Here is a 25,561-nt window from a genome sequence, read left to right on the forward strand (position 1 = left end):
CGCTTCGGTATTGAGCTGTCCTTTTGCCAGGGCAGCGTAGGTGCTGCCATGACCACGCCGGTGCAGCCCGTCCAGCGACAGATACGGCAGCGAAACGACAGGCCCGGCTGACAGCAGCGCATCCGTCAGCTCGAACAACGCATCAGCCCGCCGGAGCAGGCAGGCATACCAACTTCCGCGGAAACGCATCAGGTTGGTCCGCCCCTGGCGGTCCACCCTGGCCCCGAGCACACTGACAGCGACGGCCATCGCGCCCTCCCCGGTCTTCATCTACCTGGAGGATCCCGCGACGGCCGTTCCATGTCCCGCAAAGCGCCCAACAAGCCGTCCACAACCACGCCCGCGGGGATAAAAGCGAAGCTAAGACGTCATCTCATTTGGCGAGTCTGCGGTAGCAGATGAGGGTGCAGGCGATGCTGGCGAAGGCGAGGAAGTGGTCGGCCTTGCGCTCGTAGCGGCGGTGGAGTCGGCGGCAGCCGGCCAGCCACGACATGGTCCGCTCGATGGTCCAGCGGTGCCGCCCCAGGCGGGTGGAGCTCTCGATTCCCCGGCGGGCGATGCGATGGGTGATGCGCCGGCCGCGTAACCAGCGGCGCAGGTGGTCGTAGTCGTAGCCCTTGTCGGCATGCAGCTTTCCGGGCCGTCGCCGCCGGGGGCCGCGGCGCGAGCGGATGGGCGGGATACCCCGCACCAGGGGCTCGAGCGCCTGACTGTCGTGCAGGTTCGCCCCCGAAATCCCGACGGACAGGGGCAGACCGGTCCGCTCCGTGATCAAGTGGATCTTCGAGCCGTACTTGCCCCGGTCCACAGGATTCGGACCCGTCAGGTCCCCCTTTTCAACGCCCGCATGTTCACCGAGTCGATCGCGCACCTCGACCAGTCCAACTCCCCGCGGGAGCCGAGCTCATCGAGGACCAGGCGGTGCAGCTTCGCCCACACCCGGGCCTTCGACCACTCGGCAAACCGCCGATGGGCCGTCGCTCCCGACGGCCCGAAGGACGCCGACGGCAACTGCTGCCAGGTACAGCCGGACGTCGCCACGAACACGATCGCGGCCAGCACCTCCCGGTCGCCGTGCCGACGCCGTCCGCCACCCTGAGGACGCATCGGCGCCTCCGGCACCACGCGCTGGAACAACTCCCGCAACTCATCCGGCACCAGCCGCTCAACAATCCCCACCACAACCAACAGTCTATGGTGTGTCACTCCGTCACCAACACCTCCGGAGGTCTGCACCACAACAAGCCCCCGGTAACAGCCCGCCCGAGCCGTCCGGCGCGATTCCGGACTTCCTCGCATCCGCGATCAGCGCGCCGATCGACTCTGGGCGGTGCCTCAACTGAAAAGGGCTTCCGGGTTACTCCTGCATCAGCGCCCGGATACGCGGAGTCGCCACGGCCATCGCGCAGCCGGCGGCGACGGCGAGGGAGCCGAGGGCCAGGTAGAGGGTCGTGCCGGTGAGGTGGCTGGCCACCTGGCTGCCGATCGCGTCGCCCGTCGAGGCCGACAGGAAGAACAGGCCGGCGAGCTGGGAGCCCATGCCGGCCGGGGCCAGCTTGTGGCTGATGGACAGGCCCGTGGGGCTGAGGAACAGCTCGCCGATGGTCTGTAGGAAGTACAGGCCGACCAGCCACATGATCGAGACGCGCACCGTGCCGGTGGCCTGGGTGGCCGCGACGGCGAGCAGCAGGAACGAGGCGCCGCAGAGCACGAGTCCCGTGGAGAACTTGGCCGGCGCCGAGACGCTGAACCGCTTCCACACCGCGGCGAGCACGCCCGCGAACAGCACGATCATGATCGGGTTGAGGGCGTTCTGCCAGGTGTTGGGCAGCCCGAGCATGTCGACGTGGTCGCTGGCGAACAGCTGCACGTTGGACGCCGCCAGGTCGAAGATCGCCCAGAAGACGACCGCCGAGGCGAAGAGCCACACGTACGCGCGGATGCCGGCCCGGCCCCGCTCGTCGATGCCGCGGGTGCGCAGCAGGCGCGTGAAGTACCAGACGGGCGCGAGCACCGCGAGGACCGTGAAGGCGGTCAGGCAGTGGGACAGGGTCAGGCCGCCGGTGAGGGCCGCGGCGACGCCCACCACGGCCACCGCGACGGCGACGGCGGTGTTCTTGAGGACCTTGGCGCGCTCGGCCGGGCTCAGGGGGTTACCGGGGCGGTCGCCCGCCTCGCGCAGTCCGCCCGAGGTGAGGAACACGACGAGGCTGATGGCCATGCCGACCGCGGCCGCTCCGAAGGCCACGGGCCAGCCGAAGCGCACGCCGAGCCAGCCGACGAGCAGCGTCGCGAGCAGACCGCCGATGTTGATGCTGGCGTAGAACTTGCTGTACGCGGCGTCGCGCTCCTGGTCGCTGCGTTCACCGAACAGCTTGCCCACCAGGGCGGTCATGTTGGGCTTCTGCAGACCGGTGCCCAGGGCGATCAGGACGAGACCGGTGTAGACCGTCCAGGCGCCCAGGTCGAGGGCGAGCGACACATGGCCGAGCAGGATGACGACGCCGCCGACGAGGGCGGCCCGCCGGGCGCCGAGCACGCGGTCGGCGAGCCAGCCGCCGGGCAGTGCGGTGAAGTAGCACGCCGACAGGTAGGCGCCGACGAGCGCCGTGGCCACGGCCGGGCTCATGCCGAGCCCGTTCGCGGTGTCGACGAGGAAGACGACGAGCACAGCCCTCATGCCGTAGAAGGACCGCTAAGGAGAACCGCTCGGCTGCCTCACTCAAGCACAACGGCAGCAGACCCCTGACCGGGGCGCGGTTCTCTGCGATCACCTCCGATCCGGTAAGGGAGGGGGTGGCCGTGGGGGACATGGGCGTGCACTCCTCGTGATCTACCGGACTGCGGGTGGATGCCGTGCGGTGGAAACCTGCGACGGGAACCCCGCGGTGGATACACCACCAAGCCGGTACGAAATGACAAATATGGTCCACGTTAGGCAGGGCGGCGCGGCCATTCCTATGGGCACTCGGGGTGATCGGGACGGGCCCTTGGTCATGTGTCCGCAGGCCTCATGACCTGCCGGGCGCAGGTGTTCGCACCCCGTGGCCCGGCGCGGCCCGCCGCGGTGACCGGTGTTCGCGCACGGGCCCTACGACCTACCGCGCAGGGCCGTAGGGCCCTGGCCGCGGACGGGTCCGCGGACGAGAGTGAGGGCGTCCGCACGGTGCGGGCAGGCGGCCGAAGCGGCAGGGGAGCGGGTCATGACGAATCCCGTACTCGACGCGCGGTCGGTGGCGGCGCTGGTGGCGGACGCCACGACCGCGCCCTCGCTGCACAACGCCCAGCCCTGGCGGTTCGTCCACCTCCGCGACACCGGCACCCTGGACCTGCGCGCGGACACCTTCCGCGCCCTCCCGCACACCGACCCGGACGGCCGGGGCCTGCACATCGGCTGCGGCGCCGCACTCTTCACCCTGCGCGTCGCCGCCGCCCACCGGGGCCTGACGCCCACCACCCAGCTGCTGCCGGACCCGGAGCAGCCCGGCCTGCTCGCCACCGTGCGTCTGACGGCATCCGCGCAGCCGCACGACGACCTCGCCGACCTGTACGGCGCCATCGCGCACCGGCACACCAACCGCCACCCCTTCACTGGCGAGCCGGTCGCGCCCGACATCCTCGACGCCCTCGCCGAGGCGGCCCGCACGGAAGGGGCGCTGCTCGTCCACCCTGGCCCGTGGCACGTCGAGCACCTGCTCACCCTCGCCCGCGACGCGGAACTCCAGGACCACCAAGACCCCGACCGCGCGGCCGAGTTGGCGCGCTGGACGGGTGCGGAGCCGGAGCCGGGGGCCACCGCCGTGGACGGCGTACCCCCGTACGCGTTCGGTCCCCGCGGCACCGGACACGGCGTCCTGGTCCGGGACTTCGCGGGCGGACGGGTGTCGGCCGGCCGTCCGGCCGCCCGCTTCGAGGACAACCCCCGGCTCGCGCTGCTCGGCACCGCGGCCGACCGCCCGCAGGACTGGCTCCGGGCCGGCCAGGCGCTCCAGCGCACGCTGCTCCTCGCCACCCGCCACGGCCTGGCGGTGGGCCTCGGCAGCCAGATCCTGGAACGCCCCGAATTCCGCTGGGCCGCCCGCGACCCGCTGTCCGCGATGTCGCATGTGCAGATGGTGCTGCGGCTCGGACACGCGGAACCCGGCCGCCGCAGCCCGCGTCGCAGCGTCCAGGACGTGCTGAGCGTCAACTGAGCCCCGCCCCAGGGGCGACGGGGCACCTCTTCGGAACGGCGGTAAGCGGTGACTAAGCGATCCTGCTGCTGGGCGGCCGAAACGTTCGGGAAACGAAAGGTCTCCCACGCCTACGTTCGTGGTGTCGACGGATCACACGGCGTGCCATCCGATGGCAGGCCTCGGTCGACGTCAGCAACCACACGTCAGGAGGACACCTCATGAAGCTCCGCAAGCGCATCGTCATCGCATCGAGCGCCGTGCTGTTCGGCTCCCTCGCCCTCGGCGGGGTCGCCCAGGCGGCGCCCCACGGCGGCGCCGATTCGCAGGGCGCGGACACCACCGCGCATAGCCGGACCATCCACGCCCCCGTGGGCACGCCGCACGCGCCGGCCAAGAGGATCCAGTCGGCCTCGAAGGACAACAAGTACAGCCAGACCATCACGGCCGACGCGAGCGTCCCGCACATCGCGGCGGGGCACGTGGACGCGTCGAAGTGACGTCACTGCGGTCCAAGTGACCGTAAATGAGCGCGGGTTGGCGCCCGTGGCGGCTTGTTCCGGGCCGCCACGGGCGCTTCCCCGTACCCGGAGCGCAAGGAGTCCATAGCTCTTGGCCGCACCGTCACGGTCGACGTCGGCCCGGCGGTCCCGACCGTCGCCGCCATGGGCGCGCCCGAAGGCGGTGTCGGGGTTGTCGGTGCGGCCGTGGGCGAGGTCGTCGCCGACGTAGGCGGGGGCGGCGAAGCAGATGGTGATCGCGGCGGGGCCGCGGCCGGCGTCGGCGGCGGCGGTGCGGACGGCTTTGACCTTCCACTCGGTCAGGAAGGGGTCGGCGAGCTGGAGGATGAAGCCGTCGGCCTTCTGCCCGGCGAGCGCGAGGGCCTTGGGGCCGTACGCCGCCATCCAGACCAGCAGCTTGCTGTGCGCAGGAAGACCCGATCACGCCGAACCCGGCCCTGAGCTGGCGTGTTCACTTCGAGCCCGCCGGGCCGGCCACCCCGCGCCCGCGGGTGGCCCGTCTCATGGCCGCGTTCGCCCGCTCCGCAATCAGAACGTGACCAAAGCGGCACAACGTATACATGGGTCTAAATAAACCCAATCCCCTGTCTTTCCGTCTCCCTATCGGATCGGGTTCCGACCAGCCCCGGTCCGAGCACTGGCGACCGGGTACGGCGATGCGGTGCTGCCGCGCCGTCCGGCCCCACGGGGCTGCCGCACCGAAAGAGCACGTACATGGGGTCCAGAAGTCGCAGGTCCGCGCCGTCCCGAAGGGCTTTCCTGGCCGGGTCGGCCGCCGTTGCCCTGACCGGAGCCGCCGGATATGCGGTGACGTCCCTGTGGGGTGATGAGGACGGGGACAACGGCACGGTGGCGACCGACAGCGCCCAGGCGGTGCGGGCGGAGAGCCAGGAGTCCGTGATGCAGATCGTCGCGCACCCCGACGACGACCTGTTCTTCATGAACCCCGACACGGGCCACTCGATACGCTCCGGCCGGCCGATGACCTCGGTGTACGTGACGTCGGGGGAGGCCGACGGTGTCAACGCCCCCGGGTTCGGGGGGCCGGGCCACCCCATGCCGGCCGCCGACCGCGCCCGGTACGCGGAGGCCCGGCAGAACGGCATACGCGCGGCGTACGCGCAGATGGCGACCGGTGACAAGACCAGCCCCTGGGACCGCACCTCGATACCCACCGTCGGCGGCGTCACCGCCGAGCTGAACACCCTCCGGGCCCACCCGCAGATCAGTCTGGTCTGGATGCAGCTGCGCGAGGCCCGCGAGATGTACAAGGAGGTGCCGCACAGCCTGCGCGGACTGTGGGACGGCAAGACACCCTCGTTGGAGCTGCTCATCGCTTCCAACACCCCGGCAAAGCCAGCCAGTTACACCAGGGACCAGCTCGTCGAGGCGCTCGCGGCGCTGATGCTGCGGTTCCGGGTCACCCATGTGCGCACCCTGGACCCCACCCCGGCCCGGGAGAGCAACAAGATCATCGACCACCAGGACCACGTCTTCAGCGCCCGCTTCGCCCAGGCCGCTCTCCAGCGGTACGCCGCCGCCCCGGACCACCCGCACTTCACCGTGCAGACCTACCTCGGCTACAACACCAGCTACCTGCCGCACACCTTCGGCAAGGAAGCCGCGGACGCCAAGGCGGAGACGGTCAAGACGTACGCCTGGATGGACCCGAAGGATAACTACTGCAACAGCCCGGCCGGCTGTGGTGACCGCAAGGTCTCCAACCGCCCCTACGGAAACAACTGGGCCCAGTCGGTGCGCTACTCCCGTGCCAGTTCGACCAGTTGGCTCCAAGCGGACAAGGACGGCGGACTGTGGGCGTTCGGCGTGCTCGACCAGAAGCTCGCCGTATGGCACAAGACACCCGGCGCGCAGGGCACGTGGGCCGGGCCGAAGCTCCTCGCGGCGGACGGGCCGCTCGACACCGGACTCACCTCGGCGCCACTGCCCGACGGACGCATCGCCGTGTTCGCCACCCGCAGCCGCCTCGGCAAGGGCGCCGACTACCGACGTGACGTGGTGGCGGCCTTCCAGCAGCGCCCCGGAGGCGACTTCGGCCCGTTCCAGCTGCTCGGCTCACCGGCCCGCAGCGGCACCACCGCCCTGTCCGACCTGTCGGCCCCGGCACCCGCCGTCGACGGCTCCGGCCGCCTGACGGTGTTCGTACGCGGCGGAGACCTCCGCCTGTACGCGACCGGACAGGAACCGTCGGGCACGTGGTCCGCCTGGGCCGACCTAGGCGGCAGCGGTCTGCACGGCGACCCCGTCGCCACGACCGACAAGGCCGGGCGCGTCCATGTCGTCGCCAACACGGCCAAAACCGTGCTGAGTTGGACCCAGCCGAAACCGGGCGCCCCCCTGCCCGCCCGGCCGGAACCGACCGGGCTGCCCGCGACCACGGCCGGCGGGCTCTCGGCCTGTCCCGACGGCGAAGGCACCCGGGTGTTCTTCCGCAAGCCCGACTCGGGCGCCGTGCAGACGGCCGTACTCGACGGCTCGGCGCGGCCGATGGTCGTCGACCTGGGCGGCGTCGGCGGCTACGGAGCGGTCGGCCTGTGCGGTCCGGCCGTCGCCGGGCGCGGCCCCGACGGCACCCTCGGCACGGCCCAGATCGACGGGGGCACCCCGCGCTGGACCACCGCCGAGCTGCTCATCGCGGGCGCCCCGGCAGGCGTACGCACGGGAGCCGACGGCGTGCTCGCCGCACTCGGCCTCGATGCCAGGCTGTACTGGACCCGGACGACGGCCGCCGGCTCGCCCATCGGCCCGTGGCAGCCCGCCGGGGCGTAGCCACGGAGGGCGTCCCGGCATCCAGCCTGGCTTTGCCGACGGGGTGTTCACCGGCGGGGGCCGTCGTCGATCTGTACCCAGGGCGGATGGCCGTTCCAGGTGCAGAAGAGCGACGACGCCTCTTCGCCGCGGGTGAACGTGACGCGGAGCCAACCCTGTTGTGCCCAGGTCTGGGCGCGCCAGCCGTCGGCCGGGATGGCGGATATGAGCGCGGCGCTGCGGTCGTCCGTGGCGATGCGGACCTCGCCCCCCGTCAGTCGGTGGTGCTCGGCCCTGCGGGTGGTGTGGGCCGAGGGCGAGGAGAGGGGCGGGGGAGTGGGCGCCGCGGACGCGCTCCTGTTGGGCGGGGAATGGCGGGTCCCGGCCGGGGGCTTGCCCGGCTCCGGCTGCCGTGGCGGCCGGCTGCTCGGCATCGGTGAGGGGCCGGGCGTGGGTTCGCGGCTGGCCGACGGGAGGGTGATCGGGCGTACGCCGTAGTCGCCGGTGGACAGGGCGGAGGCCACGCCCCACCAGGCGAGGCCGGTCACGCCGGCCGCGACGGCAACCCACAACAGGCCCTGGGCGATGGACTTCCGCATGGGGCCATGCTGCCTCGCGTCGGCGCGCGGTGTCGGCGTTTTCGCAGCCATTCCGAGCGAAGAAGATCGCCGTCGAATGGCGTGAACCACCTCAACTCGCTTGTGGCGGATGCAGTTTTTCCGCAGTTTCACGCCACGCGTCCGACGGGCCTGAGAACTCCTTTTCGGTCATATGCCAGCAGAAAAATCCGAACTGCTTGAAGAGTGCACGACGAGCCGTATGGTGAATGGACGACTCCGGCCCGGCCTTCTGCGATGGCGGGCGTGAGTGCGGAAGGAAGTCCTGTGCCCTGCCTGTCTCGGGAACGTGCAGCCACCGGTCTTCCTTCTCCCTTTCCTGCTCATGGTGTCGCCCTCTTGTGTGGGGCACGGATTTCCGCCGGGAGGCTGCCCTGCCGAATGCGCGGGACGCCGCCGGCAACGAAGAAAACCGGAGGCAGAATGACGAGACGACGGCACATCCCCACACCGCGTGCCGCGAGGCGGCGCGGAGCCCTGGCCGCCGCGGCTCTGACCGGAGCCGCGCTGGTGGGCTCGGCGGCCGGTGAAGCGCAGGCCGCGCCACTGCGGATCGACATCGCCATGCGGCAACAGCAGAAGACGAACTGGTGCTGGGCGGCTGCCGGCACGACCATCGCGCACTGGCTGGGAAAGGACCGGTCGCAGAACAACTTCTGCAACGCCGCCTTCGGCCGCGCGCAAGGAGGGGACTGCCCGAACAGCCAGGCGGACCTGGGTAACGTCCAAAGAGGACTCCGGTGGGCGGGCATCAATTCCGGCCGGTACGTCACCGGATGGCTCCGCTACGACACGGTGAAAAGAGAGATCGCCGCGAACCGGCCGATCGAGACCAGGATTCTCTGGAAATCCGGCGGCGGCCACATGCACGTGATTTACGGAACGGATCCCCAGAAGAACTGGGTCTACTGGGGCGATCCGTGGCCGACGAACACCCGCTACAACTGGGGCTCGCACGACTATTACCGAGACAACGGCACATTCACCTGGACGCATTCGCTCTACGAGATAGGGAAATGATGTCGCGCCATGCCGGAAGGAAGAAATCCGTGAGCGGCGCCCCGGCGCGCGCACGGCGCCGCGTCGCCCGGGCGGGCGTGCTCGTGGTGCCCGTCCTGCTGTCCCCGGCCGCGTTCGCGGCCGCCGCGCCACCGTCGTCGGAGGCGGCCACACTCGATCTCCAGCAGGCCGACCGGGTGGCCCGCTCGCCCGAAGCCCGGCAGGCGCTGGGCGAGTTCCTCGCCCACGAACGACAGCGGTCCGCCACCGGCACGACCTCCGCGCCGCTCCAGGCGCCCGCGGACGACGGGCCGACGGTGCCGGAGTGGCAGCCGGCGGTCCCGGTCCACGTCCTCAACCCCGGCTTCGTCACCGGCACCCCGGGAGCACCGCCGATACGCACCGAAGCGGCCGCCAGCACCGCCACCACGGCCGGGCAGAGCGTCACCGTCAAGACCGCCCCGCGCGACGGGCGGTGGACCGTCCTGGCCATCTCCTCCGGCGACGACGAAGCCCGTCACACCCGCGAGGCGGGCCCGCACCGCATCGCGTTCCTCGAACCGCAGACCAACGCCTGGTACGCCTGGCACGATGACGCGGTGGAAGCCCTCGACGCCACGGCCGAACAGGTCCTGGGCGCGCGGAGCATGTCCCTCGCGGACTACCGGACCCTCGTGCACAGCCGGTACCACGACAAGATGCCGGGCTCCGCCTACGACGCCCAGGGCCTGGGCGGCGGTGCCCCTGCCCCAACGGCCGGGGCGCCGGCCGCCACGGCGCGGACGACGAACACCGCACTCCCCCTTGCCCTGTCCGGCGTCACCGGATGCGGCATCCTGGCCGCCGCCTGGGCCGTGACCCGCCGTCGCGCCACTGCACCCCGGTGAGAGCGGCCTGCGCTCCGCCGACCTTCCGCCGGACCGCCCCAACTCACCTTCCGCTGGCTCTACTTGACGGCGCTCTTCGTCTTCCATCGGTCGTAGGTGATGCTCCAGTCGGCGTAGCCGTTGCCGACGCCGCCGAGTTCACCGGTGGCTTCCTTGCCCTTCACGGTGACGAGGTCACCGAGGATGGTGTGGTCGAAGAGCCACTTGGCGTCCTCGGGGGTCATCCCGACGCATCCGGCGCTGTGGTTGGTGTTGCCGACGTACTGCTGGCCTTCGTCGGTGGCCTGGTGGAGGTAGCCGCCGGAGTCGCTGAAACGCATGCCCCAGCTGACCGTCACGTCGTACGACTTGGGGCCACCGACGGAGGCGGAGGTCATGTGGACCTTCTCCTCGCGGGACTTGATGGCGAAGGTGCCGGGGCGGGAGGCGCGGCCCTCGACGGGTTCGCCGCCGGACATCGGTATCGACTTCACCTGCTTCCCGTTCTGCTTGACGATCAGGCGGTGGGTGTCGAGGTCGGCGAGGAGCTGCTGATCGCGGCCGATCTTGAAGGTGCGGTTCAGGTCGCGGTCGAAGTGCGCGCCGCCGGGGTCGATGGTGGTGAGTGTGCCCTTGACGGTGACTTCGGTGTCGGGCTTCCACGGGTCCTTGGGCCGCCAGTCCAGGCGGTCCAGGCCGGCCTGCGTGGTCACCCAGCCCCATGAGCCCTCGGTGGCGTTCGACGCCGAGACCGACAACGCCTTCTCCACAGCGGCCTTGTTCTTCACCGGCTTCTTGAACTCCAGCGACACCGGCTGGCCGGTGCCCACCGTCTTCCCGGATCCCGGCGTCAGGTCGAAGTCCAGCACGGGTCCCGACGTCACCTTCTTCGGTGCGGCCGCCTGTGCGGCCTCCGCCTGCCTGTGGACCGCGTCGGCTGACGTCTCGTCGCCTGCCGACGCCTTGCCGCCCCCGTTCCCGCCGCCGCAGGCCGTGAGCAGGAGCAGCCCGGTGAAGGCGGCGGTGGATATGCGCGCCGCGTGGGAACGGCGGCGGTTCGCGGGGGTGGCCGGTGCGGCCGTGGACTGGACGCGAAGCATGGCGGCGACTCTTCTCCGGAAAGGTGTTGTTACGGATCACAAGAGGCCTGTAGCCCGGATTGAGGTTCGCCGTACGGGATGACCGTTCCGTAACAGGTGCCTCAGCCACCACACGGGCGCGCCGTGGACGAACCCATGGGCGTCGGCACGGGACAGGACCGGTCGAAGAGATTCTTGATGATTCGGTAACAGACGCAGCCATTTCAGGATCTCTTCGTATCTGTCCTAGTGAAGTCGGCGAGTGCACCACAGGTGATCGGCAGTACTCGCACCGCGGAGAGAACGGGATGGGCGATGACACAGCTGGGACAGCGCAGCGGCATTGAAGGAAGGATCGTAGGGGTGGCTGCGGCAGCCGTGGCTCTGCTGGGCATTGCGGGGGTGCTGGCGTTCGCCGAGGGCCACGGCTCCGGTGCGGACGCCAAGTCCCCCGAGCCGTCCGTCTCCCAGAGCTCGGCGCCGGCCAAGGTGGATCCGAGCATCGTGCACTCCTCCGACCGGCCCGGAAAGAGCCTGAACATCACCATCGACGACGGCCCGGACCCCGTGTGGACCCCCAAGGTGCTGGAGGTGCTGAAGGAGAACGACGTCAAGGCGGTCTTCTGCATGATCGGCCCGCAGGCCAAGGCGCACCCGGACCTGGTGAAGAAGGTCGTCGCGGCCGGCCACAAGCTGTGTGACCACACCATCAGTCACAACACTCGCATGGACAAGAAGTTCGAGGGCTACCAGTCGGAGCAGATACTCGATGCCCAGAAGATGATCGAGGAAGCGGCGGGCGGCGCCAAGGTGGAGTACTACCGGGCGCCGGGCGGTGCCTTCACCCCCTACAGCCGCCACCTCGCCGCGGACCACGGCATGCGCCCGCTCGGCTGGAACGTCGACAGCAAGGACTTCGAACGCAAGGGCACCGACACGATCGTGAACACGGTGGAGAACGAGGTGCGCGAGGGGCGGCCGACCGTTCTCTTCCACGACGGTGGCGGGGACCGCTCCCAAACGGTGCAAGCGCTGGAGGAGTTGCTGCCGTGGATGAGGGAACAGGGTTACGGCTTCGGTTTCCCGCAGCGCTGAGCGCGAGCCTCTGCTGCTTGACGGAACACGAGCCCCTGCACGATCCCCTGCTGATCGACAGCCCGCCTCGCCGTACCCCCGGCGTTCCGCACCCGGGCGCCGATGAGTCGACCCGTCGGACGGTCATTGGCTTGTCGGGGTGAGCTGAATGCCGGGTTGGCACCGGGGTCCCACTGTCCGCGGCGTCGGAACACCTCGGCATGGCTGTCCGAAACCCTGCTGGTTGTCACGCACATGCGGGCGGTCACGTCGCGCCGCGGGCGCGACAAATGATCATATGGCGGTGCAAGGGCCGCTGTTCAGCTGGATCTGGCGCGGCCTGTGAACGGGACGGCGTAGTGCATCGCGACCATCGGGCGTCCTGCGGACCGTCACTGACTATCCCATCAGGAGAAGCGTTGAGAAGCGGAGCTCGCGTGTCGGCCGTCCTTTCCGGCATGGTGCTGGCGGTGACGGCGCTCACCGGCACCGGCACGGGCCAGGCTGAGGCCGCCACCGGGGCTCCACCCGAGGGCCCGGTGGCGGCCTGCTCGAAGCCGTACCAGAACGACTGGCGGCTCGGGCCGGATCCCTTACCCACCGAACTCCCCGTCCTGGGGCCGATGTTGAAGGGCTACGAGCGGACCGGCGCCGGAAGCCCGTCGCCCGAGGTGTTCCTCAAGGAGTGGACCACCTCGGACGGAGGGTGGAAGATGCCGCCCGACGACGGGTTCGACGGAACCAAGAACGTCGTCGAACTCCAGAAGGACGAGAAGTGGGACCGCTTCGGGTCACCGGACGGCTCGTATCTCGCGCCCGCGGGAACGCCGTACAGCCAGCGTTCGCTCTACCCGAAGAGCCTCAAGACGTACCCGAAGGACGCCGTCTGCAACTACCACACATACGTGGTGATCAAGCCATTCCGCGTCTTCAAGGGCCCCGCCGCCCCCTGGTTCGGCCAGCCCGGCGGAGGCCAGCAGATCAAACTCGACCACCGGGCCGACCCGCGATACCCCGAGGGCGGCAACGCCGGCGTCAGATGGCTGCTGGAGCACGGGTTCCTGCGGGAGACCACGGCTGAGTCCGTGAAGGAGGGGCAGGGGGGCGGCGGCCTTCGATAGGGCTGCATCCCGCGTTCACCCCTCGACCACCACTACATCGAAGGACCGCGGGCCGTGGACGCCTTCGCACGGGGCCAGTTCGATGTAGGCCGTGGTGGAAGGGCTGGCGATCCACGTGATGGGACGGCTGGGGGAGAGCCGGGGCAGGGCTTCGGCAAGGGTGCCCACCACCTGGTCAGCGAAGACCACGCAGATGTGCCGGTCCGGCAGCAGGGCCAGGGCCCGGCGGCCCAGGCGCGGGATGGAGTCCAGGGCGACGCCGCCCGTCATCGCCACGGCGGTGGCGCAGCTCATGATCGAGCAGTCCACCTCGGCGAGGCGCCGCGGTGTGAGGGCCGGCCCGTCGACGGTCACCTGGACGGCCGGGTCGATGCGGCTCAGCCACTCGTCCGGGATGTCCCAGGGGACGGAGACCGTACGGGCCCGGTGGTACCGGGTGAGGTCGGCCAAGGCGGTGGCCGGTTGGCCGGGCTGGACTCGGTGAACCCGGGCCTTGTGTTCGCGCAAGTACGTGGTCATCAGGTCGAGGTCGGGGGGTGCCGTGCGCAGGTAGTTGCGCGGCACCGGCGCGCTCTCGTCGGCCGGGGCACATCGGCCAGCGCTTCGTCCACCCGAGCGGCGGCGATCCGGATGACGAACCGGGAGGCCTCGTCGTGGCCTCAGGGTGTGAATGGCCTTGATGATCCCGCTTCATGAAACCTGGCACCGCTGAAATCGCCATGCCCCCGGTAACCATCCCCTATTTGGCCGTCGAGGTTGAGGTCGACGACCGGGCCTTGGATGGGGAGCGCCGTTCCGAGAACTAAATCGGCACGGCGCTCCCAGCCTGCCCTAGCGAGGGCGGCTACAAGGTGTAGTCGGCGAAGCCGTCGTAGATGAAGTAGTCACTCCCCTGACTCACCGGAACGTATGCCCAGGCGCTGTTCCGCGCTATGAACCCGGATCCGCTGCTGATCTTGACGTAGCCCTTGAACCAGTAGTTCGGGTAGACGCGGGGTCGGGTGCCGGCCCGGAACCAAGGCGTGCAGGTATAGACGTTGTTCTGGTTGTTCCCGCACACTCGGGCGTCGGGGTAGTACCTGGTTGACACCCCGACCATTTGCCCGTTGTTGCCCGCGTACGCCGGGGCCGCGCCTATGAGCGAAACCGAGGCGAGTGCGGCGGCAGATGCCCCTACCGCCAGCTTCCTCCCGAGCCCTTTGCCGCGAGACACCCGACTGTTCTCTTTCGAGATTGTCGTCTCCTTGCCACGAAACACGTGACCATCCTCTTTTGGGTTGGCCGCCCTTCAGCGGCACCGGTCGATCACCGGCAGCCGACCCGTTCGGCTGCCCGGAACGCCTCCCGGTGTCCACGATTCAATTGGGTGAATGCAAATACGGCAAGCAGCTCTTTCACGCTGTAAGAATTCCGCAAGATTTAATTCGTGAATCTTGATCAACTGCCGCCGATATCGATTTGGCCAGCGACTTTTCCAAGCGGTAATCACTCTGTAAGACCAGGCAACTGAATCCTGATCGACTGCGGGTTGGGCGCTGCGGACTGGACCCTTTTCATCCTGAATAACTGCAGGTCATCGGGATGTGAATGGCCTTGATGATCCGGTTGGTGCGGTTGGTGGAAGCAGCGTGCCTGTCTCAGGACGCGCCAGGTTTTGAGCTGGGCGAAGGCGCGTTCGTCTGGTGCGCGGTGTTGGGCGTGGTCGCGGTTGAACTGCTGGTGGTGCTCTGGCTGTTCGCGGTGGTGGTAGTAAGGGGTGCGGAGGGTGGCGTCGGCGCCTTGGTTGGCCCGGTCGGCCAGGACGAGGATCTCCCTGGTCGGACATGGTTGGATGATTCCGTGCATGCGGGCTGCGGTCAGGTCGTGGGTCCGGCCCGGCAGGGCACGCGAGAACCACAGCGGTGTGCCGTCCGGCCGGGCGATGACCTGCACATTCATGCCGTGGTTCCAATGTTTCTGGGAGTAGTCGGGCTCGTCTTCCTTGATGCGGTCAGGGGGATCAGGGTGGCCGTCAACGGCGTCGAAGTCGGCTTCACCCAGGCCGACAAGGGCCTCCCGCAGCCCTGGGGCCCACGCGGCCAACACCTCGAGCGTCTCGTCGACGTACCGCCAGGCCGTTGCTTCAGAGACACCGAATCCGGATCCGGCCTGCGCGAACGTTTCGTTCTTCCGCGGGTGGGCGAGGGCGAGGAGGGCCCTGTTTGAAGCAACTCGGCCTGCGCCAGGGTGAGTTGATATCCCGTCTGCGGGCGTACAGCAACCATGCGACGTGCTCGACGTGCTCGACGTGCTCGGCGTGCTCATACGGGACGTCGAGCATGGCAGGAAACGGAACCGACAGAGCCCCCCGGCCGCTGGTGTGTTGAGTGATGTCACCACCCCAACGGCGAGGGGCTCTGCCATGTCACCCACCCCTCTGACCAGCCTCTTTCGCTCCTCAGGGACAGGATGAAAGAGGTTCACTCACAGATCGCACCCATCACTCATCGAGTAAAGAAGTCTCCTGTCACCGTTACCCGACCGGCCACCTCGATCAACTCCACTACGGCACCGCCCTCAAGACCGGCTGGCCGATCACCGTGGCGCGGCCCGCGTTGATAGAGCAACCTTTCGTCAGGCAGCGGAGGTCTCCGACCCCGGCAATCACCTGGCTGAAACCACATCATCAACGCGGTGTGGTCTCCAGCAGCTTGGGGCAAATCACGGAGTGGACCACAGACTTGCCGCGGGGGGCGGCGCGCGGGCACTGATTGCCGGGCTGGAGGGCTCGGCCCAGGGGGGAGCGGGGATGCGGTGGAGAGGTTTCGCGATGGTGTTCAGCGGCATGCTGGTCGCCACGACGATTGCGGCGGGGGCCCTGCCGCCGCGGCGGCGCCGTATGCGCGGGTCGCGGATGCGCCGCGCCCTCCGCAGACCGTGGTGGAGCCGCTGGTGACCGGGGACCCGTGCATGATCCAGAGTCGCGTGCGGCCGAACGGGCAGCAGGGTGATTTCGACCTGGTCGTGCTGCAGGGGAACGCCCTGGTTTTCTACTCGCACGACAACGCCGATGTGAACTATGCCTGGACTCGCGGTCCGGTCATCACCGACCGGGCTACAGGGCCCGGGGGCCTGATCGAGAGCGACTACACCAGCGGTGGACTGCCGAACCTGGAGGTCGTCGTGCCCGAGAGCGGGCGGCTCGTGCACTACTGGCGGGCGGGGACGGGCGGCGCGTGGCACGACGGCGGGGCTTTCGGATCGGGGATCTCCGACAGCCGGCCCGCAATCATTCAGAGCGACTTCCGCAGCGACGGGCACGGCCATCTCGAAGTCGTCGCACGGCAGGGTGACCATCTGGCAGCCTATTGGCGAGACACCTCCGCCTGGCATCCGGCCGCGACGTTCGCCTCAGGAGTGTCGGGCGGTCCTGCCATGATCCAGGGCGGCTTCGGGGGAGACCACAAGAACTTCGAGGTTGTGGTGCCGGAGGGTGAGCATCTTGAGCACTGGTGGCACGACAACTCCGACGTGAACAAGCCGTGGCAGGACGGAGGGTCGTTCGCCTCGGGGGTGACGGGATCACCGTCGTTGATCGAGAGTGGCTTCGGCGCGGGCGACCGGCCAGGCAACTTCGAGGTGGTCGTGCCGGGGCCGACCGCGCCGTCACCCACGGGCGACACCCAGGTGGCGGGCGGCTTCTCCGGTAACGAGCTTGAGCACTGGTGGCATGACAACTCCGACGTGAACAAGCCGTGGCAGCCCGGCGACCAGCAGATCGCCTATCGGGGACGTAGTGAGAAGGTCTGCCAGCTCACCGGCAACGTCGACAGCGAGCAGCGATCGTCCACCACGAACCTGACCGGGCTCCGGGCGAACGTGCAGGGCACCGACCTGGGTTATCCCGTGGACGACGGCTCGACGCTCACGCTGCTGTTCGGCGACACCCATCCCGCCGCCTTCGAGGGCGACAAGGAGAGCGGCTATGACGACGCAGTCGCGATCAGCCAGGACACGGCGCCGCCGAGCTACGCGTCCTGCCTGCACCTGAACTACCCCACCATGAACACGTTCCCGTTCCCCACCTATCGGCCGGCCATGGTGATCAACCCGTCCATCTACCAGGGAATCTTCAACGTGCCGGCGAGCGGCTTCGTCAGCGGCGGGCACCAGTACGTGATCTTCTGGACCAACCACTGCGCCGGACAGGGCGCCGACCCGAGCCAGTGCGAGAACGGGCACAAGCCGGGCGTCAATCAGCGCGGTAACGCCGTGATGACCCAGTACAACCCGGCACTGGGCGAGTACAAGAACCTCTTCCAGCTCGACGGCAGGTTCACCTACACCGGGTCACTGAACACCGAGCACCTCGCGGGAGCACCGGCCGCAGACCCGCGCGGCACCTACATCTGGGGAGTCGGACTTTACCGGTCCAGCGATCCGATCATGGCCTACGTGCCGCCCGGACCGGTCACCAACGACCTCAACTGGCGCTACCTGCACATCAACCCGAACGGGACACGGTCCTGGGTGAGCGACATCAGGCTCGCCTCTGACATGTTCGCCGGCAGCACCCAGGACAAATGCGTCGGCGAGTCGTCCATCTCCTGGGTCGCACCACTGAAGAGCTGGCTCATGCTCTACAACTGTGACAGCAAGATCCAGGCCAGGTTCGCCGACTCCATCGCCGGGCCGTGGTCAGCGCCGTCCACCATCTTCGACCCCGTGGCCGACAACGGGCTCTGCCACTTCACGCACGAAACGACGCGGCACTGCGACCCCGTCGCGGACGGCGACTGGAAAGGCGACCCCTACGCGCCGTACATCCTCAGCCGCTTCACGCGCGCCGACCCGGCCGACCCCTACGCCGCCGACATCGACTACGTGATGTCCACCTGGGACCCGTACCAGACAGTCATCATGCACACGGTGATCACGAAGGGGCACCCCAACAACTGAGCACCCGGAGCGCCAGGGCCGCGCGCGGCCGGAGGTGCACGTCGGCGCCCGACTGTTGATCGTCTCAACATCACCGGCGCCCACTGGGGCCTGAAGGGGGCCCGAGCCGTCCTCAGCTTCGGCATCCTGACCGAGGCGCCGGCCGCGGTGGCCACCGCCCGCGAGGCGGGCTGGACGGCCGGCATGTCGCATCGCTCGGGCGAGACGGAGGACACCACCATCGCGGACTTGGCGGTGGCGACCGGCTGCGGCCAGATCAAAACGGGCTCCCTCTCCCGCTCGGACCGTACGGCGAAGTACAACCAACTGATCAGGATTGAGGAGGAGTTGGGTGACTCGGCACGGTTCGCGGGTGGGGCTGTGCTGCGGCAGAGGCAGGGGGTGCCCCGGCCGACGTGATTCGGCTCCGGTCGCGATCGGCCGGGGGGCCGTACTCGTGCGCCGGTGGCCGACTCCGCCCGGCTGCCCGTTCCTCCCCGGTCAACCGGCCGGACTCGATACGGCGGGAGCCCTCATCCCCTCCTTCTCCTCCGCCCGCTGACCCGGACCGGACCTCTTGACGGCGTGCGTACCGATCGTCAGGCAGCACAGTGACGGCCAGGCGAGGAGGGCGACGGGGTAGATCGCGTAGCCGACGCGGGTTGCGGGGGACAGGGCTATGGCCAGCAGCAGGCCCCAGCCGAGGCGGTGGGCGGCGGCGGCAGCGGTGCGCGGCGGGCGGATGAGGAGTGAGGTCGCGACTCCCGCCGCGCTCGCGGCGATGAGTGCCACGGCGACGCTCTTGCCGTGCGGCAGTGTGGCGACGAGCAGATGGCCCAGCAGCGGGCTTTCGGCCGATGAAGTGGTGGCGCTCAGTCCGAATAGGTAGAGGACGACGTTCTGGTAGAACCCGGCGGGGTCGACCAGGAGCGGGGGCAGCACGGCGAGCGCGCCCACCCCCGTCGAGACGGTGAGGAACTTCCCCGCCGGGCGGCGGCCCCCGGAAGCCATCAGCAGGGCGGCGACCACGGGAATCGCCGGCCACGCGGTCCACTTCAACGCCGCGGCCACGCCCAGCGCGACACCGGCAGGACCGGGGCGTCCCCGGTGTGCGTAGGCCAGGGCGAGGAGCAGGAGCCCGACCACCGGCGGATCCACGCCACCGAAGGTGAGGGGAAGCGCGACCAGGGGGCATGCCGTCAGCCACAGCACGCGCGCGGCTGTCGCGGAGTGACGTCCGTCGCGGGGCATCCCTTGCATCGTCACGCGCATGGCACCGATGGCCGTGGCCAGATAGCCGACGAGGAACCACAGCCGGGTACTGGTGAGCAGGCCGTTGCCGAACAGCACGCGCGGCAGCCCGAAGAGGGCCATCCCCGGCAGGTACGGGTTGAAGTCCCGCACCTCGACAGGGTGGTGGTGATAGGGGGTTCCGGAGGAGAACAGGAGGCCGGCCCCGCGCTCGACGACCCCCACCTCCATCTGCTCAAGACCGGCGGCCGTCAGCCACACCAGCGGCACGGCCACCGTACCGAGCACGGCGATGACGCCGGCCGTACGCGACCAGCGCACGGGTGATCTCGCCGCGGCGAGAGCCGCGCAGAGGTAACCCACCGCGGCGATGAGACCCCAGGTCCGCTGGGAGGTATGGACGGGCGAGGCCAGACCAACCACCAATGCGGCTACGGAACTTGCGGCCAGCGTCGGCCGATCCCAGCGCCGTCCCGCCGTGCGGAGGCGGGGGAGGGAGCGGGCGGCGTCGGCCGTCTGCCGGGATATGTGCATCAGCATCAGTGGCCAGCCGTTCAAGAGCACCCGGGCCGGTGGCGGCACATGGCCATCTCGGCGGCGTCGGGCAGGGGGCGGTTCATGAGCACGGCCGACTATACACAGCATGTATACGTGCTATGTATAGTGGCGTCATGTTCAGCCAGCCGGGCACCGGGCGCCCGGACCGTCTGGTGAGGACGCGCATCCCCGACCACAAGCACGAAGCGACCTGGCCGATCGGCTGATCCGCTGCAGGTCCGCGACGCCGCACTGTTCCATCGTGGGGCGTATTCCGACGGCTGGAACCCACAGCACAAGCCTCGACAAGCTCCGCAAGCTCAACAGCCTCGGAGCGCTCCACAGCTCTGAAAGGCATCCGGCACCCATGGCGCCCGCCGCCCACTCTTCCCCCCCTCCTCTCCGCGCACGACCTGCGCAAGGCCTACGGGCCGACACACGCGCTCGACGGCGCCGAGTTCTCCATCCGGGCCGGTGAGGTCGTCGCCGTCATGGGCCCCTCCGGGTCCGGCAAGTCGACACTGCTGCACTGCCTGGCCGGCATCGTGCGGCCGGACTCCGGCACGATCACCTACGACGGCCGTGAGCTGACCGCGATGAGCGATGCCGAGCGCAGCGCGCTGCGACGCGGCGCGTTCGGCTTCGTGTTCCAGTTCGGACAACTCGTGCCGGAGCTGACCTGCGTGGAGAACGTGGCACTGCCATTGCGCCTGGCAGGCGTCAAACGGCGGGTGGCACATGAGACGGCACGCACGTGGATGGCGCGTCTTGAGGTCGACGGCCTCGCGGCCCAGCGGCCCGGGGAGGTCTCCGGTGGCCAGGGCCAGCGCGTCGCCGTGGCCCGCGCCCTGGTCACCGGCCCGCGCGTGCTCTTCGCCGACGAGCCCACCGGCGCGCTCGACTCCCTCAACGGCGAACGCGTGATGGAACTGTTGACGGAGGCGGCCAGGGCCACGAACGCAGCCGTCGTGCTCGTCACCCACGAGCCGCGCGTAGCCGCCTACTCGGACCGCGAGATCGTCGTCCGCGACGGCAAGTCCCAGGACAAGGGGCGCGTCCTGTGAACCACTGGATACGCCTCTGGATACGCGACCTCGCGCTGGGCGCACGCTTCGCCGTCAGCGGGCGGGAAGGCTGGACGCGCACCCTGCTCACCGCCATCGGTGTCGGCCTGGGCGTGGCGCTGCTGCTCCTCACCACCGCGATCCCCCAGGCGATGCAGGCCCGCGAGGCCCGCGCGGGCGACCGAGCCGACGTGGTCTTCGCCGCCGGGCCCCCGATGCCCAAGGCCGACAACACGGTCCTTGTCGCCCGCACCGATGACGTGTACCACCAGCACGCCGTGCGCGGCCGGCTCGTCATGCCCGAAGGACCGAGCGCACCCCTTCCGCCGGGCGTGTCCGCCTATCCCGGACCCGGTGAGATCGTCGTCTCGCCTGCTCTCAAGGAGCTGCTCGCCTCGGACGACGGCACGCTCATGCGCGAGCGGCTCAACGCCCGGGTCGTGGGCACGATCGGGGACGCGGGTCTTGAGGGCCCGAAGGAACTCGTCTACCTCAAGGGCAGCGACACCCTGACCGCCGGCCACCTGGTCGACCGCATCAACCGGTACGGGGACTTCGACAAGGGAGGCACGTCCGCGGACCGGCAGGACCCGGTGCTCCTGCTGCTGGTCCTGGTCGTCTTCGTGGTGCTGCTGATGCCGGTCGCGATGTTCATCGCCGCCGCCGTACGGTTCGGCGGCGAGCGGCGCGACCGCCGTCTCGCCGCGCTGCGCCTGGCCGGCGCGGACCAGCGGATGACGCGGCGCATCGCATCGGGCGAAGCCCTGGCCGGATCTCTGCTGGGCCTGATCGTCGGCGCTGGGTTCTTCCTGCTGGGGCGCTCCTGGGCCGGTCACATCGAGCTGTTCGGCGTCAGCGTCTTTCCGTACGACCTCGACCCGGCACCGCTCCTCGTGCTCCTCGTCGCGGCCGCCGTACCCGTCCTGGCGGTCGCCGTCACCCTGTTCGCGCTGCGCCAGGTGGCCATCGGCCCGCTCGGTGTGGTCCGTACCGCCAAGCCCGCCGCGCGCCGCCTGTGGTGGCGTCTCCTGCTGCCGCCAGCCGGCATCGCCCTGCTCGTCCCCATGCTGGGCAAGGGGCGTACGCATGGTGAGTTCAACCAGGCCATGGTGGTCGGCGGCATCACCCTGCTCCTGATCGGCATCACCGCGCTGCTCCCGTGGGCCGTGGAAGCCGTCGTGGCCCGCCTCGGCGGCGGGGGCGTGTCGTGGCAGCTCGCGGTGCGACGGCTCCAGGTGGGCAGCGGCACGGCCGCGCGCCTGGTCAGTGGCATCGCGGTCGCGGTGGCCGGAGCCATCGCCCTGCAACTGCTGTTCTCCGGCGTCCAGAGCGACTACACCCGCTCCACCGGGGTGGACCTCAGCCGGGCCGGCATGCGGGTCGCGGTGCCCGAGTCGCCCCGTGCGAGCGAGCAGATGGCACGCCTCGTCGACACCTTGAAGCGCACCCGGGGCGTCACCTCCGTCACACCTCCCGTCACCGGCGCGACGGTCGGCGACGCCAAGGCCGACCCGAAGGCGAGCGCGAACGTAACGGTGGGGTCCTGTACGGCACTTCAGGAGATCGCCGAGCTGCCGTCCTGCACACCGGGTGACGTCTTCGTGTCGTACACCGAGTTCATGGGGGAGGCCACGCGGAAACTCGCCGCACCCGGCCGCACGCTCTACCTCGCCCCCTCCTACCAAGGCGTCCAGGCGGCTGCCGCGCCCTGGAAACTGCCCGTACACCTCAAGGAGGCCACCCCGCGCGAAGACCCGACGGGCAACCACGTCAGCGGCTTCCTGGTCACGCCCGAAGCGTACGGGAAACCGGCGGGCGTGCAGCTGAGCGGGCACGCGTTCGTCCAGCTGGACCACACCGTCCCGGATGCCAAGGACCGCGTACGCAACGCCGTCGCGGGCGTGGACGAACTGGCCTCCGTCTTCGCCCTGGCCGCGACGGAACAGTCACCCAAGTTCACCTCCATCCGCACCGGACTGCTGGTCGGCGCCGTCTGCGTCCTCCTCCTGATCGGCATCAGCCTGCTCGTCGCCCAGCTGGAACAGCTCCGCGAACGCAGGAAACTGCTGTCGGCCCTGATCGCCTTCGGAACCCGCCGCCGCACCCTGCTCCTGTCCGTCGTGTGGCAGACGCTGATCCCCGTCGCCCTCGGCCTGCTGCTCGCCTCGGCGGTGGGGCTGACCCTGGGCACGCTGCTCCTGAACATGGCGGGCCAGCACATCACGGTGGACTGGGGCGTGGTCGCCACCATGACCGGGGTGGGCGCGGGAGTAGTCCTCCTGGTGACCGCGCTGAGCCTGCCGCCCCTGCTGAGGATGATGCGGCCCGAGGGGCTGCGCACGGAGTAGCTGGACCACCCTGCGGGGCCCGGTGCCGAGCGGAGGCACCGGGCCCCGTGTGGCGCGCGTCACCGGAACCTGCTCCCGGCCGCGGAGAGGAACTGGAAGTGAGGAGAAACGGACTGAGAGGTGTTCATGCGCGAGCGCATAAGAGCTGGTGACCGGGGGGCGTTCGCCGAGCTCTACGAGGAGCATGCGCGAGGGGTGTACAACCACGCCTTCCGGCTCACCGGTGACTGGTCGACGGCCGAAGAGATGATGTCCGAGACCTTCCTGGAGGCCTGGCGCACCCGGGCGAAGATCCAGCCGGACGGCGGGCCCCTGCGACCGTGGCTGCTGGGCATCGCCACCAACAAGGCGCGCAACGCCAACCGGCGGGCCCGCCGCCGGCTCGCCTTCCTGGCCCGTCGGACCGGCACGGACGAGGTCGTGGACTTCGCGGACGAATCGGCGTCCCGCATCGACGGCAGCCGCGAACTGGACGCCGTGCGCCAGGCGTTGACCCTGCTGCGCCGCCCCGAGCGGGAGGTCCTGGCGCTGTGCGTATGGGCCGACCTGGACTACGCCGAGGCCGGTCAGGCCCTCGGCGTGCCCGTGGGCACCGTGCGGTCCCGCCTCTCCCGCGCCCGCGCGCGGCTGCGGCAGCTGACCGACGAACAGCTCGGCGCGCGGCCCGTGCGCCCCCGGACCATCGACGCGCCCGTACACCACATGGCCGCCCCACTGGCCCTGGCCGTTCAGGAGGAAGCCCGATGAACACCACCGATCACCAGGAGCTGGCCCGGCTGCTGCCCGCCCCCGCCGAGCAGGATCTGCCTCCCGGCCGCCACCGTCACCACAAGGGCCTGCTCCTGCACGCCATCGACAGTGACCGGTCCCGGGCGCGCCGCCGGCTGTTGCACCCGCCCGTCGTGCTGCCGCTCGCGGCCGTGGCCGTGGCGGCGGCCGTGCTGATCACCGCCCTGCCCGGGACGCACCAGGACGACCCCACGGTGCGGGTCGAGGCCGCTTCTCCCGGCACCACACGCGGAGCGATGGTGCTGCTCGACCGGCTCGCCGCCGTGGCTCTGACGACCAGCGTCGGGCCGGTGCGGGACGACCAGTACGTCTACATACGCAGCAAGGCCACCGTCACGGCACACATCAAGCCGGTCAAGGCAGGCGGGCTCAAGGAACGGGAGGACTGGCGGCCGCAGGATCCACGCCCGACCGGTGACACCGGGGTCTACCGCGAAGACGGGAGGTTCGTACCCATCCACAGCGAACCCACGCCCGCGGGCATCGATCGACCCACCTACGGATGGCTGGCCTCCCTGCCCACCGATCCCGACGCTCTCTACCAGCGCATTCGACGGGAGACCTCGCCGATCAACGGCCAGGACTTCGATCAGACCGTCTTCGACTCCTTCGGCAACCTGTTGGGGATGACGGTGATGCCGCCCAAGACACAGGCTGCCCTCTACAAGGCCGCGGCGAAGATCCCGGGTGTGGTGGAGATGCCGGACGCCGCCGATGCGGACGGCCGCCACGGCCTCGCCATCGCCCGTGAGGACCAAGAGCGCGGCCAGCGCACCGAATGGGCCTTCGACAAGACGACCCTGGCGTTCCTCGGCCGACGCACCTACCTCACCAGGACCGATGAATGGGGCAAGAAGGGCACTCTGGTCTGGGCCGACGCGATCCTGGAACGAGCAGTCGTCGACCGGCCCCGCCAACTGCCGTGATCCGCATGCCGAGTTGATCCGCCCCGGCGGCCCCCCAGGGCGCAGGATGTGACCAGCGCCGGTGCTGTGAAGGAGAGGCGCCACGGCGAAGCCGTACGGGTCAGGGTCGACGGGCTCGGCATGGTGAGGAGGTCCGAGGTGGCCGACGTGCCGCGCATGGCCCACCGGCGGATGGGTCTCGTCCGCAGTGCCCGCGCGCTGCTGCGGGTCAACCAGCCCGACGGCTTCTACTGCCCCGGATGCGCCTGGCCGGAGGAGGCCAAGGTGCACACGGCGGAGTTCTGCGAGAACGGGTGCCAAGGCCGTGGCCGAGGAGGCCACCCGGCGCCGGGTCACCCCGAGTTCTTCGCCCGGCACAGCGTCGCCGAACTGCCCGGCCGGTCCTGGTCCCGCTCGACCACACCTCCGACATCAGCAGCACACCCGCGAACAAGTCCGTCGTCATCCGCTGCGAGCCGGACAGCGGACCGGACGCGGTCGCGGTCGTCCGAGGCGGGCTCCGCGTGCTGGC

Annotated in this window: 19 protein-coding genes and 5 pseudogenes; 14 read left to right on the forward strand and 10 right to left on the reverse strand. The window is 69.8% G+C overall.

The window, feature by feature from the left end; translation table 11 throughout:
- The 3 genes and pseudogenes from AC07F3_RS40595 to AC07F3_RS40605 all read right to left on the reverse strand — a co-directional run.
- A pseudogene (locus AC07F3_RS40595) lies at positions 1 to 249 on the reverse strand (NF041680 family putative transposase); the annotation flags it as partial.
- Positions 250 to 373: 124 nt separating this feature from the next.
- A protein-coding gene (locus AC07F3_RS40600; protein WP_479120019.1) for an IS5 family transposase occupies positions 374 to 1,188 on the reverse strand; the annotation gives its coding sequence in 2 pieces (ribosomal slippage) (positions 374 to 834 and positions 834 to 1,188; 816 coding nt in all).
- A gap of 169 nt (positions 1,189 to 1,357) precedes the next feature.
- Positions 1,358 to 2,680: a peptide MFS transporter gene (locus AC07F3_RS40605; protein WP_479120020.1), complete on the reverse strand. Its 1,323-nt coding sequence runs from the start codon at positions 2,678 to 2,680 to the stop codon at positions 1,358 to 1,360.
- Between the two features lie 523 nt (positions 2,681 to 3,203).
- On the opposite strand from AC07F3_RS40605, the gene AC07F3_RS40610 reads away from it, so the two are divergent.
- Together AC07F3_RS40610 and AC07F3_RS40615 are read left to right on the forward strand one after the other, a co-directional pair.
- Complete coding sequence (locus tag AC07F3_RS40610) at positions 3,204 to 4,193, forward strand: Acg family FMN-binding oxidoreductase (protein ID WP_479120022.1); 990 nt, start codon at positions 3,204 to 3,206, stop codon at positions 4,191 to 4,193.
- Between the two features lie 200 nt (positions 4,194 to 4,393).
- Positions 4,394 to 4,672: a hypothetical protein gene (locus AC07F3_RS40615; protein WP_479120023.1), complete on the forward strand. Its 279-nt coding sequence runs from the start codon at positions 4,394 to 4,396 to the stop codon at positions 4,670 to 4,672.
- A 201-nt stretch (positions 4,673 to 4,873) separates the two neighbouring features.
- Here the strand turns inward: AC07F3_RS40615 and AC07F3_RS40620 are convergent.
- Positions 4,874 to 5,092, reverse strand: a pseudogene (locus AC07F3_RS40620) (LLM class flavin-dependent oxidoreductase); the annotation flags it as partial.
- 315 nt (positions 5,093 to 5,407) lie between these two features.
- On the opposite strand from AC07F3_RS40620, the gene AC07F3_RS40625 reads away from it, so the two are divergent.
- Positions 5,408 to 7,483, forward strand: coding sequence for a PIG-L family deacetylase (locus AC07F3_RS40625; protein WP_479120024.1), 2,076 nt, complete (start codon positions 5,408 to 5,410; stop codon positions 7,481 to 7,483).
- Positions 7,484 to 7,530: 47 nt separating this feature from the next.
- Here AC07F3_RS40625 and AC07F3_RS40630 read toward each other — a convergent pair whose 3' ends face one another.
- Complete coding sequence (locus AC07F3_RS40630) at positions 7,531 to 8,061, reverse strand: hypothetical protein (protein WP_479120025.1); 531 nt, start codon at positions 8,059 to 8,061, stop codon at positions 7,531 to 7,533.
- Positions 8,062 to 8,502: 441 nt separating this feature from the next.
- Between AC07F3_RS40630 and AC07F3_RS40635 the strand changes: the two genes are divergently transcribed.
- Positions 8,503 to 9,099 (forward strand): papain-like cysteine protease family protein, encoded by a 597-nt coding sequence (locus tag AC07F3_RS40635; RefSeq protein ID WP_479120026.1) that lies wholly within the window; start codon positions 8,503 to 8,505, stop codon positions 9,097 to 9,099.
- Between the two features lie 29 nt (positions 9,100 to 9,128).
- The gene (locus tag AC07F3_RS40640) at positions 9,129 to 9,965 is read left to right on the forward strand and encodes a hypothetical protein (protein WP_479120027.1); all 837 of its coding nucleotides are present in this window, start codon (positions 9,129 to 9,131) and stop codon (positions 9,963 to 9,965) included.
- 59 nt (positions 9,966 to 10,024) lie between these two features.
- On the opposite strand, the gene AC07F3_RS40645 is transcribed toward AC07F3_RS40640, so the two are convergent.
- The gene (locus tag AC07F3_RS40645) at positions 10,025 to 11,044 is read right to left on the reverse strand and encodes a L,D-transpeptidase (protein ID WP_479120029.1); all 1,020 of its coding nucleotides are present in this window, start codon (positions 11,042 to 11,044) and stop codon (positions 10,025 to 10,027) included.
- A 294-nt stretch (positions 11,045 to 11,338) separates the two neighbouring features.
- On the opposite strand from AC07F3_RS40645, the gene AC07F3_RS40650 reads away from it, so the two are divergent.
- Both AC07F3_RS40650 and AC07F3_RS40655 read left to right on the forward strand, forming a co-directional pair.
- Positions 11,339 to 12,118 carry a polysaccharide deacetylase family protein gene (locus AC07F3_RS40650; protein ID WP_479120030.1) on the forward strand — a complete coding sequence of 260 codons (780 nt, stop codon included), beginning with the start codon at positions 11,339 to 11,341 and terminating at the stop codon, positions 12,116 to 12,118.
- A 416-nt stretch (positions 12,119 to 12,534) separates the two neighbouring features.
- Positions 12,535 to 13,218, forward strand: a complete 684-nt coding sequence (locus tag AC07F3_RS40655; RefSeq protein WP_479120032.1) for a TNT domain-containing protein — start codon at positions 12,535 to 12,537, stop codon at positions 13,216 to 13,218.
- A gap of 15 nt (positions 13,219 to 13,233) precedes the next feature.
- On the opposite strand, the gene AC07F3_RS40660 is transcribed toward AC07F3_RS40655, so the two are convergent.
- The 3 genes and pseudogenes from AC07F3_RS40660 to AC07F3_RS40670 form a co-directional block, all read right to left on the reverse strand.
- On the reverse strand, positions 13,234 to 13,782 hold the full coding sequence (locus AC07F3_RS40660) for a LutC/YkgG family protein (RefSeq protein ID WP_479120033.1): 549 nt from the start codon (positions 13,780 to 13,782) through the stop codon (positions 13,234 to 13,236).
- 280 nt (positions 13,783 to 14,062) lie between these two features.
- Positions 14,063 to 14,476 carry a hypothetical protein gene (locus AC07F3_RS40665; protein WP_479120035.1) on the reverse strand — a complete coding sequence of 138 codons (414 nt, stop codon included), beginning with the start codon at positions 14,474 to 14,476 and terminating at the stop codon, positions 14,063 to 14,065.
- Between the two features lie 295 nt (positions 14,477 to 14,771).
- Positions 14,772 to 15,597 (reverse strand): annotated as a pseudogene (locus AC07F3_RS40670) (transposase family protein).
- Between the two features lie 414 nt (positions 15,598 to 16,011).
- On the opposite strand from AC07F3_RS40670, the gene AC07F3_RS40675 reads away from it, so the two are divergent.
- Both AC07F3_RS40675 and eno read left to right on the forward strand, forming a co-directional pair.
- Entirely contained in the window at positions 16,012 to 18,156 is a 2,145-nt protein-coding gene (locus tag AC07F3_RS40675; protein WP_479120037.1) for a DUF4185 domain-containing protein, read from the forward strand.
- A 108-nt stretch (positions 18,157 to 18,264) separates the two neighbouring features.
- A pseudogene (gene eno, locus AC07F3_RS40680) lies at positions 18,265 to 18,555 on the forward strand (phosphopyruvate hydratase); the annotation flags it as partial.
- A gap of 81 nt (positions 18,556 to 18,636) precedes the next feature.
- Here the strand turns inward: eno and AC07F3_RS40685 are convergent.
- Positions 18,637 to 19,920 (reverse strand): glycosyltransferase 87 family protein, encoded by a 1,284-nt coding sequence (locus AC07F3_RS40685; RefSeq protein ID WP_479120038.1) that lies wholly within the window; start codon positions 19,918 to 19,920, stop codon positions 18,637 to 18,639.
- Positions 19,921 to 20,279: 359 nt separating this feature from the next.
- On the opposite strand from AC07F3_RS40685, the gene AC07F3_RS40690 reads away from it, so the two are divergent.
- The 5 genes and pseudogenes from AC07F3_RS40690 to AC07F3_RS40710 form a co-directional block, all read left to right on the forward strand.
- A complete protein-coding gene (locus AC07F3_RS40690) occupies positions 20,280 to 20,987 on the forward strand; it encodes an ABC transporter ATP-binding protein (protein WP_479120054.1) in 708 nt (235 codons plus the stop codon).
- Positions 20,984 to 23,335 carry an ABC transporter permease gene (locus AC07F3_RS40695; protein ID WP_479120039.1) on the forward strand — a complete coding sequence of 784 codons (2,352 nt, stop codon included), beginning with the start codon at positions 20,984 to 20,986 and terminating at the stop codon, positions 23,333 to 23,335. Before AC07F3_RS40690 ends, AC07F3_RS40695 begins: the two co-directional genes overlap by 4 nt.
- 126 nt (positions 23,336 to 23,461) lie before the next feature.
- A complete protein-coding gene (locus tag AC07F3_RS40700) occupies positions 23,462 to 24,082 on the forward strand; it encodes an RNA polymerase sigma factor (RefSeq protein ID WP_479120040.1) in 621 nt (206 codons plus the stop codon).
- The gene (locus AC07F3_RS40705; protein ID WP_479120041.1) at positions 24,079 to 25,050 is read left to right on the forward strand and encodes a CU044_5270 family protein; all 972 of its coding nucleotides are present in this window, start codon (positions 24,079 to 24,081) and stop codon (positions 25,048 to 25,050) included. Before AC07F3_RS40700 ends, AC07F3_RS40705 begins: the two co-directional genes overlap by 4 nt.
- A gap of 48 nt (positions 25,051 to 25,098) precedes the next feature.
- Positions 25,099 to 25,434: pseudogene (locus tag AC07F3_RS40710) on the forward strand (hypothetical protein); the annotation flags it as partial.
- Positions 25,435 to 25,561 lie beyond the last annotated feature (127 nt).

The organism is Streptomyces sp. NPDC045846, from assembly GCF_056431605.1.

Excerpts from the sequence above, each read along its gene's own strand:
- AC07F3_RS40605 (WP_479120020.1), bottom strand. The coding sequence starts at position 2,680 with ATGAGGGCTGTGCTCGTCGTCTTCCTCGTCGACACCGCGAACGGGCTC.
- AC07F3_RS40610 (WP_479120022.1), top strand. The coding sequence starts at position 3,204 with ATGACGAATCCCGTACTCGACGCGCGGTCGGTGGCGGCGCTGGTGGCG.
- AC07F3_RS40615 (WP_479120023.1), top strand. The coding sequence starts at position 4,394 with ATGAAGCTCCGCAAGCGCATCGTCATCGCATCGAGCGCCGTGCTGTTC.
- AC07F3_RS40625 (WP_479120024.1), top strand. The coding sequence starts at position 5,408 with ATGGGGTCCAGAAGTCGCAGGTCCGCGCCGTCCCGAAGGGCTTTCCTG.
- AC07F3_RS40630 (WP_479120025.1), bottom strand. The coding sequence starts at position 8,061 with ATGCGGAAGTCCATCGCCCAGGGCCTGTTGTGGGTTGCCGTCGCGGCC.
- AC07F3_RS40635 (WP_479120026.1), top strand. The coding sequence starts at position 8,503 with ATGACGAGACGACGGCACATCCCCACACCGCGTGCCGCGAGGCGGCGC.
- AC07F3_RS40645 (WP_479120029.1), bottom strand. The coding sequence starts at position 11,044 with ATGCTTCGCGTCCAGTCCACGGCCGCACCGGCCACCCCCGCGAACCGC.
- AC07F3_RS40650 (WP_479120030.1), top strand. The coding sequence starts at position 11,339 with ATGACACAGCTGGGACAGCGCAGCGGCATTGAAGGAAGGATCGTAGGG.
- AC07F3_RS40685 (WP_479120038.1), bottom strand. The coding sequence starts at position 19,920 with ATGCACATATCCCGGCAGACGGCCGACGCCGCCCGCTCCCTCCCCCGC.
- AC07F3_RS40700 (WP_479120040.1), top strand. The coding sequence starts at position 23,462 with ATGCGCGAGCGCATAAGAGCTGGTGACCGGGGGGCGTTCGCCGAGCTC.
- AC07F3_RS40705 (WP_479120041.1), top strand. The coding sequence starts at position 24,079 with ATGAACACCACCGATCACCAGGAGCTGGCCCGGCTGCTGCCCGCCCCC.